The organism is Streptomyces sp. Q6 (assembly GCF_036967205.1).
Taxonomy (GTDB): domain Bacteria; phylum Actinomycetota; class Actinomycetes; order Streptomycetales; family Streptomycetaceae; genus Streptomyces; species Streptomyces citrinus.
In genome coordinates this window covers 6337548-6354731 of sequence record NZ_CP146022.1, presented here as the reverse complement: position 1 = coordinate 6354731, position 17184 = coordinate 6337548, and the positions used below count along the sequence as shown (strand labels likewise).

Genomic DNA, 17184 nt, shown 5'->3' with positions numbered 1-17184 from the left:
AAGGGTAGGCCGTCCGGACGACACGTCTTCACGGCCGCCTCACGGCCTCAGCCGCGCCTCCTCGGGCCGCTGGTCCTGCGCGCCGTCGTCCAGGAAGCCGCCCGACTGGTGCAGCCACAGGCGGGCGTAGGTGCCGTCGGAGTCGAGCAGTTCCTGGTGGGTGCCCTGTTCCACGATGCGGCCGCGGTCGAGGACGACGAGGCGGTCCATGCCCGCGACCGTGCTCAGGCGGTGGGCGACGACGAGGGCCGTGCGGTCCTCCATGAGGCGCCACAGCGCTTCCTGGACGAGGACCTCGCTCTCGGAGTCGAGGGCGCTGGTCGCCTCGTCCAGGAGCAGGATCGGGGCGTCGCGCAGGATGGCGCGGGCCAGGGCGACGCGCTGGCGCTGGCCGCCGGAGAGCTTGATGCCGCGCTCGCCGACCAGGGTCGCGAAGCCGTCGGGGAGGGTGTCGGCGAACTCCGTGACGTGCGCCGCCTCGGCCGCGCGCCGGATCTCGGCCTCGGTGGCGTCGGGCCGGGCGAAGGCGATGTTGTCGCGCAGGCTGCGGTGGAACATGGCCGGGTCCTGGGGCACGTACGCGATCAGGCCGCGCAGGTCCCGCTGGCGGAGACCGGTGATGTCCTGGCCGCCGACGAGGATCCGGCCGCCCTGGAGGTCGGTCATCCGCAGCAGCAGCCGGGTCAGGGTCGTCTTGCCGCCGCCGGAGCGGCCGACGAAGCCGATCCGGGCGCCGCCGGGCACGTCCAGGTCGAGGCCTTCGAAGAGCGGTCGGCCGCCCGCGTGCGCGAAGGTCACCCGCTCGAACCTGACGTCGGCGCGGCCCGTGCGCACGGGTGCGGGCGACGGCGGGTCGAGGACGGTCGGCGGCTCCAGGAGGAGCTGGGTGAACTGGGCCGCCTCCGTCATCGAGCTCTCCAGGCGGCGGTAGATCTGGTTGAAGTCGAACATGATGCGCGTCGCGTTCGTGTAGTACGTGAAGGCGACGACGACGCCCTCGACGCCGTGCCCGGCGCCGAGCGTGACCGCGAGCAGCAGTCCGAGCGCGTTGGTGAGGACGGAGAGCGGGGCGACGACGGTGTCGATGCGCAGGTTGCCGTAGTCCCAGGAGCGGAGCATCAGGCGCCGTGACTCGGCCACGCGGGTGCGGTGCTCGGCGGCCTCGCGCTCCTCGGCGGCGAACGCGCGGACGGTGTCCATGTTCATCAGGCTGTCCGCGACGTGTCCGGCGACCCGGGCGATCGCCGCCTCGCGCGCGTCGACGAGCCGCTGGCGGCGGCGGATGAGCGGTGCGACGCACAGCCCGGTCAGCGTGATCATCGACAACAGGCCGACGACGAGCAGGGGTTCGTAGGTCCACAGCACCACCGAGCCGAACAGCAGCGGCACGAGGCTGCCCGTCACCTGGAAGACGAGCGTGTCGACGAACTCCTCGAAGCGGGACGCGAAGCTCAGGACGCGCTTGGTGAGCGATCCGGCGAAGTTGTCGTGGAAGAACGTGGCGTCCTTCGCGTACAGCTCGTCCATGCCGAAGACGTAGAGCCGCTCGACGCCGCGCGCGTCCAGGCGGTTGAGGCAGTGGAAGCCGAAGCGCCACAGCGTCTCGGCGAACAGGAGGACACCGGCGAAGGCGAGGACGTACGGGAGCGCTTCGGCGATACCGACCGTGCCGGAGCCCGCGATGTCGCCGACGAGTTTCGCGACGAGGAGCGGTGCCACGTAGTGCAGGCCGATGTTGCCGAACGCCGGGAGCAGCAGGGCGGGAGCGGTCAGCCGGCGCTGCCGGGCGAGTTCGCGTCCGTAGCAGCGCAGCGCCAGCAGGACCGCTCCGCGGCCCGGGGTGGTGCGGGGTGACTCGGGTGTGGTCGACACGTCCGCCCCCTCGGCATCGGGGGGAAAGTGTCCCGCGGCGGCGGGTGCAGGGTCCACGTGTTTTTTCCGGGCCGGCCCCTGCTCGCCCGCCGCTGCTCCTGTTCAGGAGGTCGCGGGCAGCGGAACCTCCTGTTCGGCGGCCGCCTGGGTCGGTCGGGTGGCTCGGTGGCCTCCGCGCGCTCGGCGGCGGCGCGTTCCTCGAACTCGCCTTGTGGCACGGACAGATCCGTCGTGCCGCGACCGCGCACGTCGAGCGTGATCCTCGTGAACTGCTCGCGCGGGGCCACGACTTGCTGTCACCGGAGCGAACCGCCACCTCACTCCGCGCCCCGGCGAAGGGGAACGGACGGGCGCCGATGGGCCGGGGCTGAGCCGCCGCTGCCCGAGTCCGCCGGGCCTGGTCAGGCCGGGTGCGACCTGGCAGGATCGCGCCCATGCCGCAGCCGTCCGCCCGTTTCTCCCGCCACCGCGCCCTCCTGGGCTCCGTGGCCGGCCTCGTGGTGTGCGGGCTGCTGCTGTGGTGGCTGCTGCCGCTGGGTGACGAGCGGCCGAGCGGCCGGATCACGTTCAGCACGGGCGCCAGGACCGGTGTCTACGAGCGCTACGGCAACCTCCTCGAATCGGCGCTCGCCCGCGACCTGCCCGACCTCGACGTGACGCTCGCCGACAGCGAGGGCTCGTGGATGAACGTGGAGCGCGTGGCGACCGGTAAGGCCGACTTCACGATCGCCGCGGCCGACGCCGTCGCCAAGTACCAGTCGGAGGGCCTGCCCGGTGCCGACCGGCTGCGCGGCTGCGCCCGCCTGTACGACGACTACATGCAGCTCGTCGTACCGAAGTCGTCCTCCGTGAAGTCGGTCGCCGACCTGCGCGGGAAGAAGGTCGCCGTCGGCGGCGCGGGCTCCGGCGTGCGGCTGATCGCCGACCGGCTCCTGTCCGCGGCGGATCTGGACATCGACCGGGACATCCAGCCGCAGAACCTGGGGATAGACGCCATGCCGCGCGCCCTGAGGTCCGGCAAGATCGACGCCTTCTTCTGGTCCGGCGGCCTGCCCACCAACCACGTGCGCGATCTGTCGGACGAGTTCCCGATCCGCCTGATCGAGCTCGGCAGCCTCCTGAAGAAGCTGCACGAACAGGGCGACGCCTCCCGCTACTACCGCGCCGCCGTCATGCCCGCCGACGCCTATCCGGCGGCGCAGCAGGGCGAGCCCGTGACCACGCTGGCCGTGGCGAACCTCCTGGTGACGACCGACCGCACCGATCCGGAACTGACCGAGGCGATGACCCGTACGGTGATCGACAGCCGTGACCGCATCGGCGCCGAGGTGCACGCGGCCCAGCTCGTCGACCTCAGGACGGCCGTCTACACGGACCCGCTGGCCCTGCACGAGGGAGCCCGCCGCTACTACCGGTCGGTCAAGCCCTGAGACGTGGTGAGCCGGTCGTCGAGCTGTGAGGCGCCGGTCTCGTCCCGGGACCGCGGGACGGGCGCGGTCCTGGGCACGCGCAGCGTCACCTTGAGGCCGTGCGGCTCGTGCGTGGCGTACGTGAGGGTGCCGCCGCCGGCCGTCAGGAGGGCCCGCGAGATGGACAGGCCGAGGCCCGACCCCTTGATGTTCTGGTGCTGGGTGCTGCGCCAGAACCGGTCGCCGATCCGGGCGAGCTCCTCCTCGCGCAGGCCCGGACCGCGGTCGGCGACCTCGATGGCGGTGGTGTCGCCGTTCGCCACGACGGTGACGCGTACCTCCTCGCCCGCGGGCGTGAACTTCAGGGCGTTGTCGACCACGGCGTCCAGGGCGCTGGACAGCGCGATCGGGTCGGCCCAGCCGGTCGCGGCGGGGCAGTCGGCGACGAGCCGTACGCCCTTCTCGTCGGCGGTGGGACGCCACGCGTCGACCCGCTCGGCGGCGAGGTCGCCCAGGTCGGTGAGGTGCAGGTCGGCGGCGGCGTGCTCGGCCAGGGCCAGGTCGAGCAGGTCGTCGAGGACCCGGGCGAGGCGCTTGCCCTCGGCCCGTACGGACGCGATCTCCTCGTTGCCCTCCGGCAGCTCGTACGACAGGACTTCGATGCGCAGCAGCAGGGCGGCCAGCGGGTTGCGCAGTTGGTGCGAGGCGTCGGCGACGAAGGCGCGCTGCTGCTCCAGGACGTCCTCGACGTGATCGGCCATCTCGTTGAACGACCGGGCCAGGCGCCGGAGTTCCGGCGGACCGCCCGCGGCCGCGACCCGGGACTTGAGGCGGCCCGTCGCGATGTCGTGGGTCGTGGCGTCGAGGACCCGTACGGGGCGCAGCACCCAGCCGGTCAGGCGCAGCGCGGCGCCGACCGCGAGCAGCATCGCGGCCACTTCGCCCGCCGCGATGATCAGCCAGCCGCGCAGCGTCTTGGCGCGCATCGCGCCGGTCGGCGAGTCGGTGACGACGACCGCGACGACGTCACCGTCACGGATGACGGGCGAGGCGACCACGAGCCGGCCGTGCTGCCACGGCCACACCTGCGGCGGATCGTGGCTGCCGCGCGAGTACAGCGCCTCCTCGAAGGCGTCGCGTACGGCGCCCTCACCCAGCGGGACCCGGAAGGTGCTCGGCGCGCGCCCCATGGGGGCGCGGTCCCGGTAGAAGACACCGGCCCTTATCCCGTACACGTCGTGGTAGCGGTCGAGCTCCTTCTGGAGCGTCTGCTGCCGCTCGTCGGTCTCGGCGGCCGCGCCCGCCGCGGGGCGGGTCGTGACGAACTGCGCGAGCGAGGCGAACCGCGCGGTGTCGTCGATGCGGTCGACCACGACCTTCTGCTGCTGCGCGGAAGCCACGCTCACGGCGAGCGGGAAGCCGAGCGCGAGAAGTACGCCCGCCATGAGGACGATGAGCAGCGGAAGCAGGCGTGTGCGCACCCCGGGACTCTACGGGGTCCGCTACGCGGCCGGGGCGACGAGCCGGTAGCCGACGCCGCGCACGGTCTCGATGAGGGCGGGCATCCGCAACTTGGAGCGGAGCGAGGCGACATGCACCTCCAGGGTGCGCCCCGTCCCTTCCCAACTGGTGCGCCACACCTCGCTGATGATCTGCTCCCGGCGGAAGACGACGCCGGGCCGCTGCGCGAGCAGGGCCAGCAGGTCGAACTCCTTCCGGGTGAGCTGGACCGCGCTGCCGTCCACCGTGACCTGCCGGGTGGGCAGTTCAATGTGCACGGGGCCGAGCCGCAGCCCGCTCTCCGCGGCGGGCGCGGCCTCCCCCGCCGTACTGCGCCGGCTGACCGCATGGATGCGGGCGAGCAACTCCCCCGTGTCGTACGGCTTCACCACGTAGTCGTCCGCGCCGAGATTGAGGCCATGGATGCGCGACCGTACGTCCGCGCGCGCGGTCACCATGATCACGGGTGTCGAGGTGCGTTTGCGGATCTTTCCGCAGACCTCGTAGCCGTCCTGGTCGGGCAGGCCCAGATCCAGCAGGACGACACCGAACGCGGCGGCCTCGGGCACGAGCGCCTGGAGCGCCTCCTCGCCGTTGCGCGCGTGGTGCACGGCGAATCCGTGGCGGGACAGGACCGCCGACAGGGCCGCGGCCACATGGTCGTCGTCCTCGACGAGCAGCAGTCTCATTCCGGCCCCCTCACGCATTCCGGTCTCTCCATGTTCACCAAGGCATCCACGCCGATCCATAAGGATGTCGTCAAGTGCCTGCGGGTTACGTCCTTGTTCCGTTATGCACCCGGTACGCGGACCCCGCGTCGCCTTCACGCATAGTGTCCGGTTGCGGCCGGATCGTTATGCTCAATTTCCCCTCAGATGTAATGACGCTGGTCGTACCGGGTTACTACTGTCCTCCCAACCGAGGAGGATGGAGCACCACCCCGATGACCGATGTTTCGGTGACCAAGGACGCCACTCCCGACGCACTGGTCGCGCTGAGCCGGGTGAACAAGCACTTCGGCGCGCTGCACGTGCTCCAGGACATCGACCTGACCATCTCGCGCGGCGAGGTCGTGGTCGTCATCGGCCCGTCCGGTTCCGGCAAGTCGACCCTGTGCCGCACGATCAACCGCCTGGAGACCATCGACGACGGCGCGATCACGATCGACGGCAAGCCGCTGCCGCAGGAGGGCAAGGAGCTGGCCCGGCTCCGCGCCGATGTGGGCATGGTCTTCCAGTCCTTCAACCTCTTCGCGCACAAGACGGTGCTCGAGAACGTGATGCTGGGCCAGATCAAGGTCCGCAAGACGGACAAGAAGCAGGCCGAGGAGAAGGCCCGCGCGCTGCTCGACCGCGTCGGCGTCGGCACGCAGGCGGACAAGTACCCCGCGCAGCTCTCCGGCGGCCAGCAGCAACGCGTCGCCATCGCACGGGCGTTGGCGATGGACCCGAAGGTGATGCTCTTCGACGAGCCGACGTCCGCGCTCGACCCGGAGATGATCAACGAGGTCCTCGAGGTGATGCAGCAGCTCGCCCGGGACGGCATGACGATGGTCGTGGTCACGCACGAGATGGGCTTCGCCCGCTCGGCGGCCAACCGTGTCGTCTTCATGGCGGACGGCCGCATCGTCGAAGAGGCCGTCCCCGACCAGTTCTTCAGCAACCCGCGCAGCGATCGGGCCAAGGACTTCCTGTCGAAGATCCTGCACCACTAGACGCGTGTCTCGCGCGTGCGCCCTCGACCGGCGCCCCGCGCGCGCGTGTTGAACCTTTCCCACCTGCCGAATCTGCCGACACGAAGGATGTTCCTCATGAAGCTCCGCAAGGTCACCGCGGCGGCCTCCGTCGCCCTCGCGCTCGCCGTCACCGCCACCGCTTGCGGCGGGGACGACAAGGACAGCGACAACGCCGGCTCGGGCGGCGGCAAGATCACCATCGGTATCAAGATCGACCAGCCGGGCATCGGGCAGAAGACCCCGGACGGCAAGTACAAGGGCTTCGATGTCGACGTCGCCACGTACGTGGCGAAGGCGCTCGGTTACGACGCGGGTGACATCGAGTGGAAGGAAGCCAAGAGCGCCGACCGCGAGACGATGCTCCAGCGCGGTGACGTGGACTTCATCGCCGCCTCGTACTCGATCAACGAAGAGCGTGAGGCGAAGGTCGACTTCGCCGGTCCGTACCTCCTGGCCCACCAGGACGTCCTGATCCGCGCCAACGACAACAGCATCAAGGACCCGAAGGACCTGAACAGCAAGAAGCTGTGTTCGGTGACGGGTTCGACGTCGGCCCAGAACGTCAAGGACAAGCTGGCCCCCAAGGCGCAGCTCCAGGAGTACGGCGGCTACTCGGAGTGCCTGACGGGCGTTGAGAACAAGGCCATCGACGCGCTGACCACCGATGACTCGATCCTCGCGGGTTACGCCGCGCAGGCCGAGTTCAAGGGCAAGTTCAAGCTGGCCGGCTTCAAGATGACCAACGAGAACTACGGCATCGGCGTCAAGAAGGGCAGCGACCTCAAGGCCAAGATCAACAAGGCCCTGGAGAAGATGGTCTCGGACGGTTCCTGGGAGAAGGCCGTGACGGCCAACTTCGGCCCGGCGAACTACAAGAACGAGCCCGCCCCGAAGATCGGCAACATCGTCAAGTGACGTGGTGACGCAGGGCGCGGCGGTCCCTCCGCAAGGACGGACCGCCGCGCCCTCCCCACATCCGGCAGCCCTCCACACACGCGGAAGCGCGGGAGATCGTGTTCGACTTTCTTGAAGGTTACGACCTGCTGGGAGCGTTCTGGGTGACGGTGAAACTCACCGCTCTCTCAGCCGTCGGCTCCCTCATATGGGGAACCGTCCTGGCCGGGATGCGAGTCGGCCCGGTCCCCCTGATGCGCGGCTTCGGCACCGCGTACGTCAACATCGTGCGGAACATTCCGCTCACCGTCATCATCGTGTTCACCTCGCTCGGCCTCTTCCAGACGCTCGGCATGGACCTGGGCTCCGAAGAGTTCGCGACGATCAACTTCCGGCTCTCGGTGCTCGGTCTGACCGCGTACACGGCGGCGTTCGTCTGCGAGGCGCTGCGCTCGGGCATCAACACGGTGCCGATCGGCCAGGCCGAGGCGGCCCGCGCGATCGGGCTCAGCTTCAACCAGGTGCTGCGGCTGATCATCCTTCCGCAGGCGTTCCGTTCCGTGGTGGCCCCGCTCGCCAACGTGCTGATCGCGCTCACGAAGAACACCACGGTGGCCGCGGCCATCGGTGTCGCCGAGGCCGCGCTCCTCATGAAGGAAATGATCGAGAACGAGGCCCAGCTCATCCTGATCTCCGCCGTCTTCGCGTTCGGCTTCATCTGCCTGACGCTGCCGACCGGTCTGATCCTCGGCTGGGTGAGCAAGAAGGTGGCGGTGAAACGATGACGTCGGTCCTCTACGACGCCCCCGGCCCCCGGGCCAAGCGGCGCAACATCCTGTACTCGATAGGGTTCCTCGCCGTCTTCGCGCTCGTCGTGTGGTGGCTGGTGACCAAGCTCAACGAGAAGAACCAGCTCGACTGGGTCAAATGGAAGCCGTTCTTCACGGACAGCCGTCCGTGGGAGACCTACATCTGGCCGGGTCTGGAGAGCACACTGACGGCGGCCGGGTACGCGATGGTCATCGCGCTGCCGCTGGGCGCGCTCTTCGGTATCGCCCGTCTCTCCGACCACCTGGCGGTGCGCATTCCGTCGGGCACGGTCGTCGAGTTCTTCCGCGCGATCCCCGTCCTCATTCTGATGATCTTCGCGAACGCGGCGTACTCCGAGTTCACGAACGTCTCCTCGGACGACCGTCCGCTCTACGCGGTCGTCACCGGCCTGGTGCTCTACAACGCCTCGGTCCTCGCCGAGATCGTCCGCGCGGGCATCCAGTCGCTGCCCAAGGGCCAGACGGAGGCCGCGTACGCCATCGGTCTGCGCAAGGGCCAGACGATGCGGGCGATCCTGCTGCCGCAGTCGGTGACCGCGATGCTGCCGGCGATCGTCAGCCAGCTCGTCGTCATCGTGAAGGACACCGCGCTCGGCGGCGCGATGCTCACGTTCTCCGAACTGCTCGCCTCCGTACGGCCGATGAGTGCCGCCTACGGAGCGAACACGATCGCCTGCTTCACGATCGTGGCGGTCATCTTCGTCGCGATCAACTTCACCCTGACGACGTTCGCCTCGTGGCTGGAGGCACGGCTGCGGCGGGCGAAGAAGTCGACGGGGGCGGTGCTGCCGCCGGCGGCCGTGGCGGGCACGGCGGCGACCGGCGCCGGGGGCGGCGTCTAGGTGTATTGACCCGCAGGGTTGTTGACGCGGGTGATGGGTGGCTGGCCGCCGAGTGCGGTGTGGCTGCGGTGGTGGTTGTAGGTGTGCAGGAAGTCTGCCAGGGCCGCGGTGCGTTCGTCGTTTGAGGTGTAGAGCCGCAGGTAGGCCCATTCCTCGAGCAGGGTGCGGTTGAAGCGTTCGACCTTGCCGTTGGTCTGGGGCCGGTAGGCGCGGGTGAGCTTGCCACTCGCGCCGAGTTCGGCCAGGACGTTCTTCCAGGCCAGGCCCTTGCGGTAGGCCCAGGCGTTGTCCGTCAGCACGCGTTCGATGCGGGTGATGCCCATCTCGGCGAAGAACGCGGCCGCGCGGGTGAGGAAGGCCGCGCAGGTCGCGGCCTTCTCGTCCGGGTGGATCTCGCTGTAGGCGAGGCGGGAGTGGTCGTCGACGGCCGAGTGGATGTAGTCGTAACCCATGTTGTTGCGGGTGACGCGGCCGGCCTGGCGGCCCAGGGCCTTGTGGCCGCCGCCGTCGGGAATCCGGCCGAGTTTCTTCACGTCGATGTGGATCAGTTCGCCGGGCCGGTCGCGTTCGTAACGGCGGATCACGGTGCCGGTCGGCCGGTCGATCCAGGACAGCCGGTTCAGCCGGTGGCGGGTCAGAACGCGGTGCACGGTCGAGGCGGGCAGTCCCAGGATCGGGCCGATCCGGGCCGGCCCGAGCTTGCGGTCGGTCCGCAGCCGGCAGACGTCGGCCTCGATACTCGCCGGGGTCCGATGCGGTGTCGTCAAAGGCCTGCTGGAGCGGTCGGCCAGGCCCGCCCCGCCCTCGGCTCGCCACCGCCGGAGCCATTTATGGGCGGTCGCCCGCGAGATGCCCATCTCGGCGGCGACATGGGCGACGGGACGGCCGGACGCGACACGTTCGACCAGCAGGCGCCTGCCGTGCACGGTCAGCCGGGCATTACGGTGGGACACGAAGACCTCCGTGTGGTGCAGTCCTAGACAGCTCCACCACACCGGAGGTCTTCGCCATGATCAAGACCCGCCAGTGTCAACAACGCTCGTGATCAATACATCTAGGGCCTGGCCCGTCCGCGGCATCCGAGGCCGCGTCATCGACCGGTCGTGTATCACGGAGGCAGTGGCGAGAGCGCCACTGCCTCCGTCACTTGACGCAAGCACCGGCAATGGGTTGCATACGCTCTGTGAACGCGCACCCCGCTCCAACTGCCCGTCCTTGTACGTCCAGTACGCCACCCGCGGATCACCGCGGGACGCTCGTCGGCGGGCTTCTCGGGGCAGGAGGAGCCGCGCCGTGGATCCGGTGATCGTCGTCGGCGCGGGCCCGGTCGGGCTCACGCTGTCCCTCGCCCTCGCGCGTCAGGGCGTCCCGTCCGTGATTCTCGACGAAGGCCCCGGCAAGGACGAGCAGCGTCCGGCCCGTACCGTCGTGCTGCGCGAGGACACCGCGGCGCTCGCCGAACGCCTGGCGGGAACGTCCTTCGACGGCGTCGGCACTCGCTGGACCGGCTGGCGCTCGCTGCGCCGCAAGCAAGAGATGCGCGCCCTCACCTTCGGGGAGCCTGGCGAGCAAGGTGAGCCCGGCGGGCCGCTGCCCGCCCCGCTGCACATCGCCCAGCACGACCTGACGGGCGCTCTGCGCGCGGCCGTCGCACGCGAACGGCTCATCAAGGTCGCCGTCGACTCCCGGCTCGACTCGATCGAGGAGGAGAGGACCGGCCTGACCGCCCACACCCGCGGCCCCAAGGGCACGTGGTGGCGCGGCAGTTACCTGGTCGGCTGCGACGGTCCGCGCTCCACGGTCCGCAAGCTCCTCGACATCCGGTTCCCCGGCCGCACCGCCGTCGAACGACACGCGGTCGCCGCGCTGCGCACGGAACTTCCGTGGCCCGGTGAGGCGTTGCTCCATCGGAGCCCTCCGTGGCGGACCTCGGGTCCTTCGGGCGCGGAAGTCGTCGGCCGGCCCCTCACCGACGGCGTCTGGCGCCTGGACTGGCTGCTGCCGCCCCGCAGCGACCTGGTCACCCCGGATGTCCTGGTGACCCGCATCCGGGAGACCCTCGCGGGCTGGTGCGGAGGCTCCACCCCGCCGTACGAGCTGCTCGACACGGGCGTCCACACCGTCCACCACCGGCTCGCCCGCCGCTGGCGCGTGGGCCGCGTCTTCCTCGCCGGGGACTCCGCGCACCTCCTGGGCGCACTCGGCACCCAGGGCCTGGACGAGGGTCTGCGCGACGCGGACAACCTCGCCTGGAAACTGGCGCTGGCCTGGCACGACGGGCCGCGCCCCAGCTCCGACGCGCTCCTCGACAGCTACCAGGCCGAGCGACGCGCGGTCGTCGCCGGACGGCTGCGCGCCGCGGACCAGGCGCTGCCCATACTGCGCGGCGGCAAGGGCCTGCGGTCGTACGTTCCCGGGTCGGCCCGCGGACACGACGCACTGCTCACCGACGGTCACCTGGGGCACGGCCCGCTCGGCGCGCCCGGGGCGTACGCCGACTCGCCGCTCGCGCCCGCGCGCTCCACCTCGCAGGTGGAGGTCGGCACCGCCCCGGCGCGCCCGTCGCCGATGTACGGGTGACGGCGCCCGACGGCTCGTTCGTCCAGCTCCGCGACCGGCTCGGTCTCGGACCGCTGCTCGTCGTCCTCGTCGCGCCGGGCACCGGCGTCTGGGACCGCAAGCACTGGATGTCGGCGGGTCTGATGCCGCGGCTCGCGGCGGCCGTCGCCGCGCTGCCGCACGAGGCGGAACTCCTGGTCACCGAGAGCTACCCGGAGGCCGCCGCGCACACCGTGCTGCTGATCCGGCCCGACGGCCATCTGGTGACGGCACTGAGCGGGGTGCGCCCCGCGGAGCTCTACGAAGCGGCGCGCTCCGCCCTCGGCGGGCCCGCGTCGGACGCGGACCCCAAGGAGAGCCCGAAGAGCGCGGAGAGCGCCGCCCGGGCCTGAACATGGAGAGGGTGGGCGTCCTCACGGTCGGTTGACCGGCGCCCACCACCATGCTGTACTGCGGAGCGTGACGATCGACACCGATGTGCGCCTGTGGCGGAGGGTCCATATGGACCTCGTCCGCTACGCGGGCTGCATGTGTCGCCCGTCCTGCTGAAGTCGCCTCTTTTCTTCCCCGCGCGCCCTGCCCTGCGCCGCCATTCCCACGGCCGCCGCGGCGCGCGCCCTTCGCGAACTCCTCAGGACGGTACCCGTGTCACCGCACACGTCTCCTCGTACGACTGGTACGACCACGATCGCGCCGCCCACGCAGGCGGAACTCCTCGACTTCGTCCGCCGCACCGCCGCGGACCACGACCTCGTCGCCTCCCTCCCCCTCGATCCCGAAGGCCGTACGTGGGTGCGGCTCGAAGGCCCCGGTGGCAGCGAGGCCTGGCTCATCGGCTGGCCGCCGGGGACCGGCACCGGCTGGCACGACCACGCCGAGTCCGTCGGCGCGTTCCTCACCGCCGCCGGTGAACTGACGGAGCACTCACTCGCCGCCCGGCTGCCCACCGACGGCTGGAAGACCCTCGAACTGTCCGAAAACGTCGACAGGCAACGGCAGTTGCGCACCGGCCAGGGTCGCGCCTTCGGCCGCCATCATGTGCACGAGGTGCTGAACGAGTCCCGTACCGAGCACGCCGTCTCGGTCCACGCCTACTACCCGCCGCTCCCGCAGATCCGCCGCTACAGCCGTACCGGCCCCGTGCTGCGCCTGGAGTCGGTGGAGCGTCCGGAGGACTGGCAGTGAGCGACGCCACGCGCCCGGTGGGCATCGACGAACTCCTGGAGCACGTACGGTCCGGGCTCGACCGGGTCGAGGCGGCGGAGATCTTCGCGGCGGCCTCCGCCGGCGAGGCGCTCCTGGTCGACATCCGGTACGCGGCACTGCGGGAGCGCGACGGGCTCATCCCGGGCGCCCTCGTGGTCGAGCGCAACGAACTGGAGTGGCGCCTCGACCCACAGGGCAGCCACCGCGCCCCGGAGGCGACCAGCCACGACCTGCGGGTCGTGGTCGTCTGCAACGAGGGATACGCGTCCAGCCTCGCGGCCGCGTCCTTGCGGCAGTTGGGGCTGCACCGCGCGACGGATCTGGTCGGCGGCTTCCAGGCGTGGCGAACGGCGGGACTTCCGGTGACTCCGGTGACTCCGGTGACTCCGGACACCTAGATCGCTCCGGTGACTCCGTACGACTGGATCACTCCGGACGTGGTGGCGGCTTCGGACGCTGCGGCGAACCCGGAGGTGCGGTGAACGCGGCCGCTGTGGTGAGCATGGCGGCTGCGGGTAACTCGTTGGCCCCGGAAGGTCCGGTGCTCGGTCGTCGACAGCCCAGCCGTTGCCGCGCCCGCTGGCCTCAACCCCCGGTCTGCCGACGGCGGCCCGGAAAGCTGTGTCCTGGGGCCACGGGGTCTGAGGTCACACGGCCTGAGGTCACAAGGCCTGAGGCCACGGGCCTCCCGGAACAACGGGCCCGATGAGAGGAAAGCTGCACCAGTAGGAGCCTGTGCCTGCGCCGACCACCGCCGCGAGGCGGGATGCGGGCACAGGCTCCAAAGTCTCCCCCGGGGCCTTGAACACCCCCGGGGCCTTGGACAAAGGCCGCCCCGCTTGGATGCGGCCCCGACCCCGGCCCCGACCCCGGCAGAGCCCCTACACCTCGAACCCCTACTCCTCGAACCCCAAGTCCTCGGTCTCCTCGCCCTCTTCCTCCAGCGCCTGCCGCACCACACGCAACGCCATGCCCTCCGGGTACCCCTTGCGGGCGAGCATGCCCGCGAGGCGCCGCAGCCGCTTGTCGCGGTCGAGGCCGCGCGTGGAGCGGAGCTTGCGGGCGACCAGGTCACGCGCGGTCTCCTCCTCCCGCTCGGTGTCGAGCTGCCCGACGGCTTCGTCGATCACCGCGGAGTCGACACCCTTGGTACGCAGTTCACGGGCGAGCGCCCGACGGGCCAGCCCCCGACCGTGGTGCCGGGACTCCACCCACGCGTCGGCGAAGGCGCTGTCGTTGATGAGCCCGACCTCTTCGAACCGGGACAGCACCTCCTCCGCCACGTCGTCGGGGATCTCCCGCTTGCGCAGGGCGTCGGCCAACTGCTTGCGCGTGCGCGGGGTCCCGGTGAGCAGGCGCAGACAGATGTTCCGCGCCCGCTCCGCCGGGTCCCCGGACGGCTCCCCCCGTCCGGCCCTCGACGGGTCCGGGGGGCCGTCGTCCTGCTCGGCACCGGACGAGTCCCCGAACCCGCTCCGGCGCCGACGCCCGCGCGGCCCGGCCCCGCTCCGCGCACGTCCACCCCGGCGCGGCCCGTCCGCCGCGCCGTCCCCCGCTTCGCTGTCGTATCCACCCTCCCCGTACCCGGCAGCGTCGTACGCCTCGCCGTCCCCGCGCCCCTGGTCCGCGGGGACGGCGAGGTGGGCGGCGTCGTACTCGGCCCAGTCGGTTCGTCGTGTCACGGACTAGCTCTTCGCCGCCGCGGCCTTGGACTTGGCGGCCTTGGGCGCGGGCACCGTCTTGGCCGCGTCCTCGGTGGCCGCGGGGGCTGCCGCGTCCACGGCCGGCTCGACGCTCGGCTCCTCCGCCTTCTTCACGCCGACGCCCAGCTTCTCCTTGATCTTCCTCTCGATCTCATTGGCCAGGTCGGGGTTGTCCTTGAGGAAGTTGCGCGCGTTCTCCTTGCCCTGGCCGAGCTGGTCGCCCTCGTACGTGTACCAGGCACCGGCCTTGCGGACGAAGCCGTGCTCCACGCCCATGTCGATCAGGCCGCCCTCGCGGGAGATGCCCTGGCCGTAGAGGATGTCGAACTCGGCCTGCTTGAAGGGCGGCGCGACCTTGTTCTTGACGACCTTCACGCGGGTGCGGTTGCCGACCGCGTCCGTGCCGTCCTTCAGGGTCTCGATGCGGCGGATGTCCATGCGCACCGAGGCGTAGAACTTCAGCGCGCGGCCACCGGTCGTGGTCTCCGGCGAGCCGAACATCACGCCGATCTTCTCGCGCAGCTGGTTGATGAAGATCGCGGTGGTCTTGGACTGGTTGAGCGCGCTGGTGATCTTCCGGAGCGCCTGGCTCATCAGACGGGCCTGAAGACCCACGTGCGAGTCACCCATCTCGCCCTCGATCTCCGCGCGCGGCACCAGGGCCGCCACGGAGTCGATGACGATGAGGTCGAGGGCGCCGGAACGCACCAGCATGTCGACGATCTCGAGCGCCTGCTCGCCGTTGTCCGGCTGCGACAGGATGAGGTTGTCGATGTCGACGCCGAGCTTCTTCGCGTACTCGGGGTCGAGGGCGTGCTCGGCGTCGATGAAGGCCACCGAGCCACCGGCGCGCTGCGCGTTGGCCACGGCGTGCAGGGTCAGGGTCGTCTTGCCGGAGGACTCCGGGCCGTACACCTCCACCACGCGGCCGCGCGGGATGCCGCCGACGCCGAGCGCGACGTCGAGCGCGGTCGACCCGGTGGGGATGACCTCGATGGGCTCATTCGGCCGCTCGCCCATGCGCATCACTGCGCCCTTGCCGAATTGCCGTTCAATCTGTGCGAGCGCGGCGTCGAGCGCCTTCTCGCGGTCGGTTCCTGCCATGGGTTCCACCCGGTTTGCTTGAGTCGATCGCTTCACGTCAAAGACGCTAACGCCTGCCACTGACAATCGGCCTCGACGCCCGTCCGGCCTGTGGATAACTCGAGGCTCCTCGCCCGGTCACTCTTCTCGAATCCCTTGGGATTACTGGCGAGAGAGCCCCTGGACACTCCATAAGAATGGATGTTCGATTTTGGTGTCAAGCGCACCACGCGGCACACGGCGACCTGTCGCATCCGGGATGACGTCCTCGCTCCCGATGAGCGACGAGGGGGATGACGTGCGGGTTCAGGTGCGTGGGCGGAGCGTTCGCGGGCGGGGCGCCAGCCGGTGGATCACGTGCGGGGTGATCGCGTTCGGCGCCGTGTTCCTGGATCCAATCCTCCGGCCCACGGTGTGGGTGAGCGGGTCGAGGTGCTGTTCCGCGCCGGCTCCCCCGAGAACGCGAGGATCAACGGCTTCGTCTCGTTGCGGCTGCTGCCGCTGGTCTTGGGCGGTCTCAGGCTGCTGGCTGCTGGTCTCGGCCATCGGGCATCGGGCATCGGGCATCGGGCATCGGGCATCGGGCATCGGGCATCGGGACGACCGTCGCCGTGATGCGCCGACGACAGCGCTCCTGACGGTCGTCTCCGGGGGGGGCGGCCCCTGACTCTCCCGGGCACGTCACCGCGTACTCCCCGCGGCGTACGGCGAGCGTCTTCGGCGGGACGACGACTCGACGGGCGCACGCGACGAGCCTTGTCCGCATGGAGATCATGCGGGCCACTGGAACCGACGCCCGGCGGCGCGCAGCCCGCCCGGCCGAGCGCATCGCCTACGCGACCGGCTTGGCGCTCATCGCCTCCGGCGCTTTCCACCTCGGAGTCTTCGGTGTGGACGGCGGCCCGTGGGACGGCCCCGTCTCCTGGCGCAAGCCGGTCACCTTCGGGCTCTCCTTCGGGCTGACGCTGATCGCCCTCACCTGGGTGACGTCGTACCTACAGGTGGGCGCACGACTCAGGAACGTCCTTCTCGTCGTGTTCACGGCGGACTGCGTCCTGGAGGTCGGCGGCATCACTCTCCAGGCCTGGCGCGGGGTTCCGTCGCATCTCAACATGGAGACCGCCTTCGACACCGCCGTCTCCATGTCGCTCGCGGTGGGCGGCGGCGTTCTGGTGGTGCTGCTGACGGTCTTCGCGATCGTCGCCTTCAGGAACCGTCCGGACGGCCCCACCGGAATGCCTCTCGCCGTGCGCGCCGGTTTCGCCGTCCTCCTGGTCGCCCTCGCGTCCGGCGCGGCGATGATCGCGCGCGGGGTAACGCTGACGCGGACGGGGCACCAGGAGGCGGCCTATCACTCGACGGCCGCCCTGAAGCCACTGCACGGCGTGAGCCTGCACGCCGTGCTCGTCCTGCCGGTACTGGCCTGGCTCATGACCCGTACGTCGTGGAGCGAGCTCACCAAGAACCGCGTCATGTATGCGGCCGTCAGCGCCTATGTGGCCGCGGTCCTCGCGACCGGCACCTGGGCCGCCCTCACCTACGAGACCTGAG

Annotated in this window: 15 protein-coding genes and 1 pseudogene; 10 read left to right on the top strand and 6 right to left on the bottom strand. The window is 70.5% G+C overall.

The features are described 5' to 3' along the window. Positions 1–39: 39 nt before the first annotated feature. A complete protein-coding gene (locus tag V2W30_RS29615) occupies positions 40–1872 on the bottom strand; it encodes an ABC transporter ATP-binding protein (protein ID WP_338701250.1) in 1833 nt (610 codons plus the stop codon). A gap of 434 nt (positions 1873–2306) precedes the next feature. On the opposite strand from V2W30_RS29615, the gene V2W30_RS29610 reads away from it, so the two are divergent. After that, positions 2307–3302, top strand: coding sequence for a TAXI family TRAP transporter solute-binding subunit (locus V2W30_RS29610; RefSeq protein WP_338701247.1), 996 nt, complete (start codon positions 2307–2309; stop codon positions 3300–3302). On the opposite strand, the gene V2W30_RS29605 is transcribed toward V2W30_RS29610, so the two are convergent. Further along, positions 3281–4762 carry a HAMP domain-containing sensor histidine kinase gene (locus V2W30_RS29605; protein WP_338701245.1) on the bottom strand — a complete coding sequence of 494 codons (1482 nt, stop codon included), beginning with the start codon at positions 4760–4762 and terminating at the stop codon, positions 3281–3283. The two genes, V2W30_RS29610 and V2W30_RS29605, sit on opposite strands and share 22 nt — an antisense overlap. Before the next feature lie 21 nt (positions 4763–4783). After that, the gene (locus tag V2W30_RS29600; protein ID WP_338701243.1) at positions 4784–5470 is read right to left on the bottom strand and encodes a response regulator transcription factor; all 687 of its coding nucleotides are present in this window, start codon (positions 5468–5470) and stop codon (positions 4784–4786) included. A gap of 254 nt (positions 5471–5724) precedes the next feature. Between V2W30_RS29600 and V2W30_RS29595 the strand changes: the two genes are divergently transcribed. The 4 genes from V2W30_RS29595 (at position 5725) to V2W30_RS29580 (ending at position 9082) form a co-directional block, all read left to right on the top strand. Beyond that, complete coding sequence (locus V2W30_RS29595) at positions 5725–6495, top strand: amino acid ABC transporter ATP-binding protein (RefSeq protein ID WP_338701242.1); 771 nt, start codon at positions 5725–5727, stop codon at positions 6493–6495. A 96-nt stretch (positions 6496–6591) separates the two neighbouring features. Next, complete coding sequence (locus V2W30_RS29590) at positions 6592–7431, top strand: glutamate ABC transporter substrate-binding protein (RefSeq protein ID WP_338701240.1); 840 nt, start codon at positions 6592–6594, stop codon at positions 7429–7431. A 98-nt stretch (positions 7432–7529) separates the two neighbouring features. Further along, a complete protein-coding gene (locus V2W30_RS29585; RefSeq protein ID WP_338701238.1) occupies positions 7530–8195 on the top strand; it encodes an amino acid ABC transporter permease in 666 nt (221 codons plus the stop codon). Beyond that, entirely contained in the window at positions 8192–9082 is an 891-nt protein-coding gene (locus V2W30_RS29580) for an amino acid ABC transporter permease (protein ID WP_338701236.1), read from the top strand. Before V2W30_RS29585 ends, V2W30_RS29580 begins: the two co-directional genes overlap by 4 nt. Here V2W30_RS29580 and V2W30_RS29575 read toward each other — a convergent pair. Then, complete coding sequence (locus V2W30_RS29575; protein ID WP_338694943.1) at positions 9079–10035, bottom strand: IS481 family transposase; 957 nt, start codon at positions 10033–10035, stop codon at positions 9079–9081. The genes V2W30_RS29580 and V2W30_RS29575 overlap by 4 nt on opposite strands. 340 nt (positions 10036–10375) lie before the next feature. Between V2W30_RS29575 and V2W30_RS29570 the strand changes: the two are divergent. The 4 genes and pseudogenes from V2W30_RS29570 (at position 10376) to V2W30_RS29560 (ending at position 13245) form a co-directional block, all read left to right on the top strand. Continuing rightward, a pseudogene (locus V2W30_RS29570) lies at positions 10376–12033 on the top strand (FAD-dependent monooxygenase). Between the two features lie 67 nt (positions 12034–12100). Continuing rightward, the gene (locus V2W30_RS41685; protein ID WP_365575980.1) at positions 12101–12190 is read left to right on the top strand and encodes a putative leader peptide; all 90 of its coding nucleotides are present in this window, start codon (positions 12101–12103) and stop codon (positions 12188–12190) included. Positions 12191–12286: 96 nt separating this feature from the next. Then, positions 12287–12826 (top strand): cysteine dioxygenase, encoded by a 540-nt coding sequence (locus V2W30_RS29565; RefSeq protein ID WP_338701235.1) that lies wholly within the window; start codon positions 12287–12289, stop codon positions 12824–12826. Then, on the top strand, positions 12823–13245 hold the full coding sequence (locus V2W30_RS29560; RefSeq protein WP_338701233.1) for a rhodanese-like domain-containing protein: 423 nt from the start codon (positions 12823–12825) through the stop codon (positions 13243–13245). The genes V2W30_RS29565 and V2W30_RS29560 overlap by 4 nt, the downstream gene beginning before the upstream one ends. 498 nt (positions 13246–13743) lie before the next feature. Here V2W30_RS29560 and recX read toward each other — a convergent pair whose 3' ends face one another. Both recX and recA read right to left on the bottom strand, forming a co-directional pair. Further along, positions 13744–14529, bottom strand: a complete 786-nt coding sequence (recX, locus tag V2W30_RS29555; protein ID WP_338701231.1) for a recombination regulator RecX — start codon at positions 14527–14529, stop codon at positions 13744–13746. Between the two features lie 3 nt (positions 14530–14532). Next, positions 14533–15654, bottom strand: a complete 1122-nt coding sequence (gene recA, locus V2W30_RS29550; protein ID WP_338701229.1) for a recombinase RecA — start codon at positions 15652–15654, stop codon at positions 14533–14535. Between the two features lie 743 nt (positions 15655–16397). On the opposite strand from recA, the gene V2W30_RS29540 reads away from it, so the two are divergent. Continuing rightward, positions 16398–17183: a hypothetical protein gene (locus V2W30_RS29540; RefSeq protein WP_338701226.1), complete on the top strand. Its 786-nt coding sequence runs from the start codon at positions 16398–16400 to the stop codon at positions 17181–17183. Position 17184 lies beyond the last annotated feature (1 nt).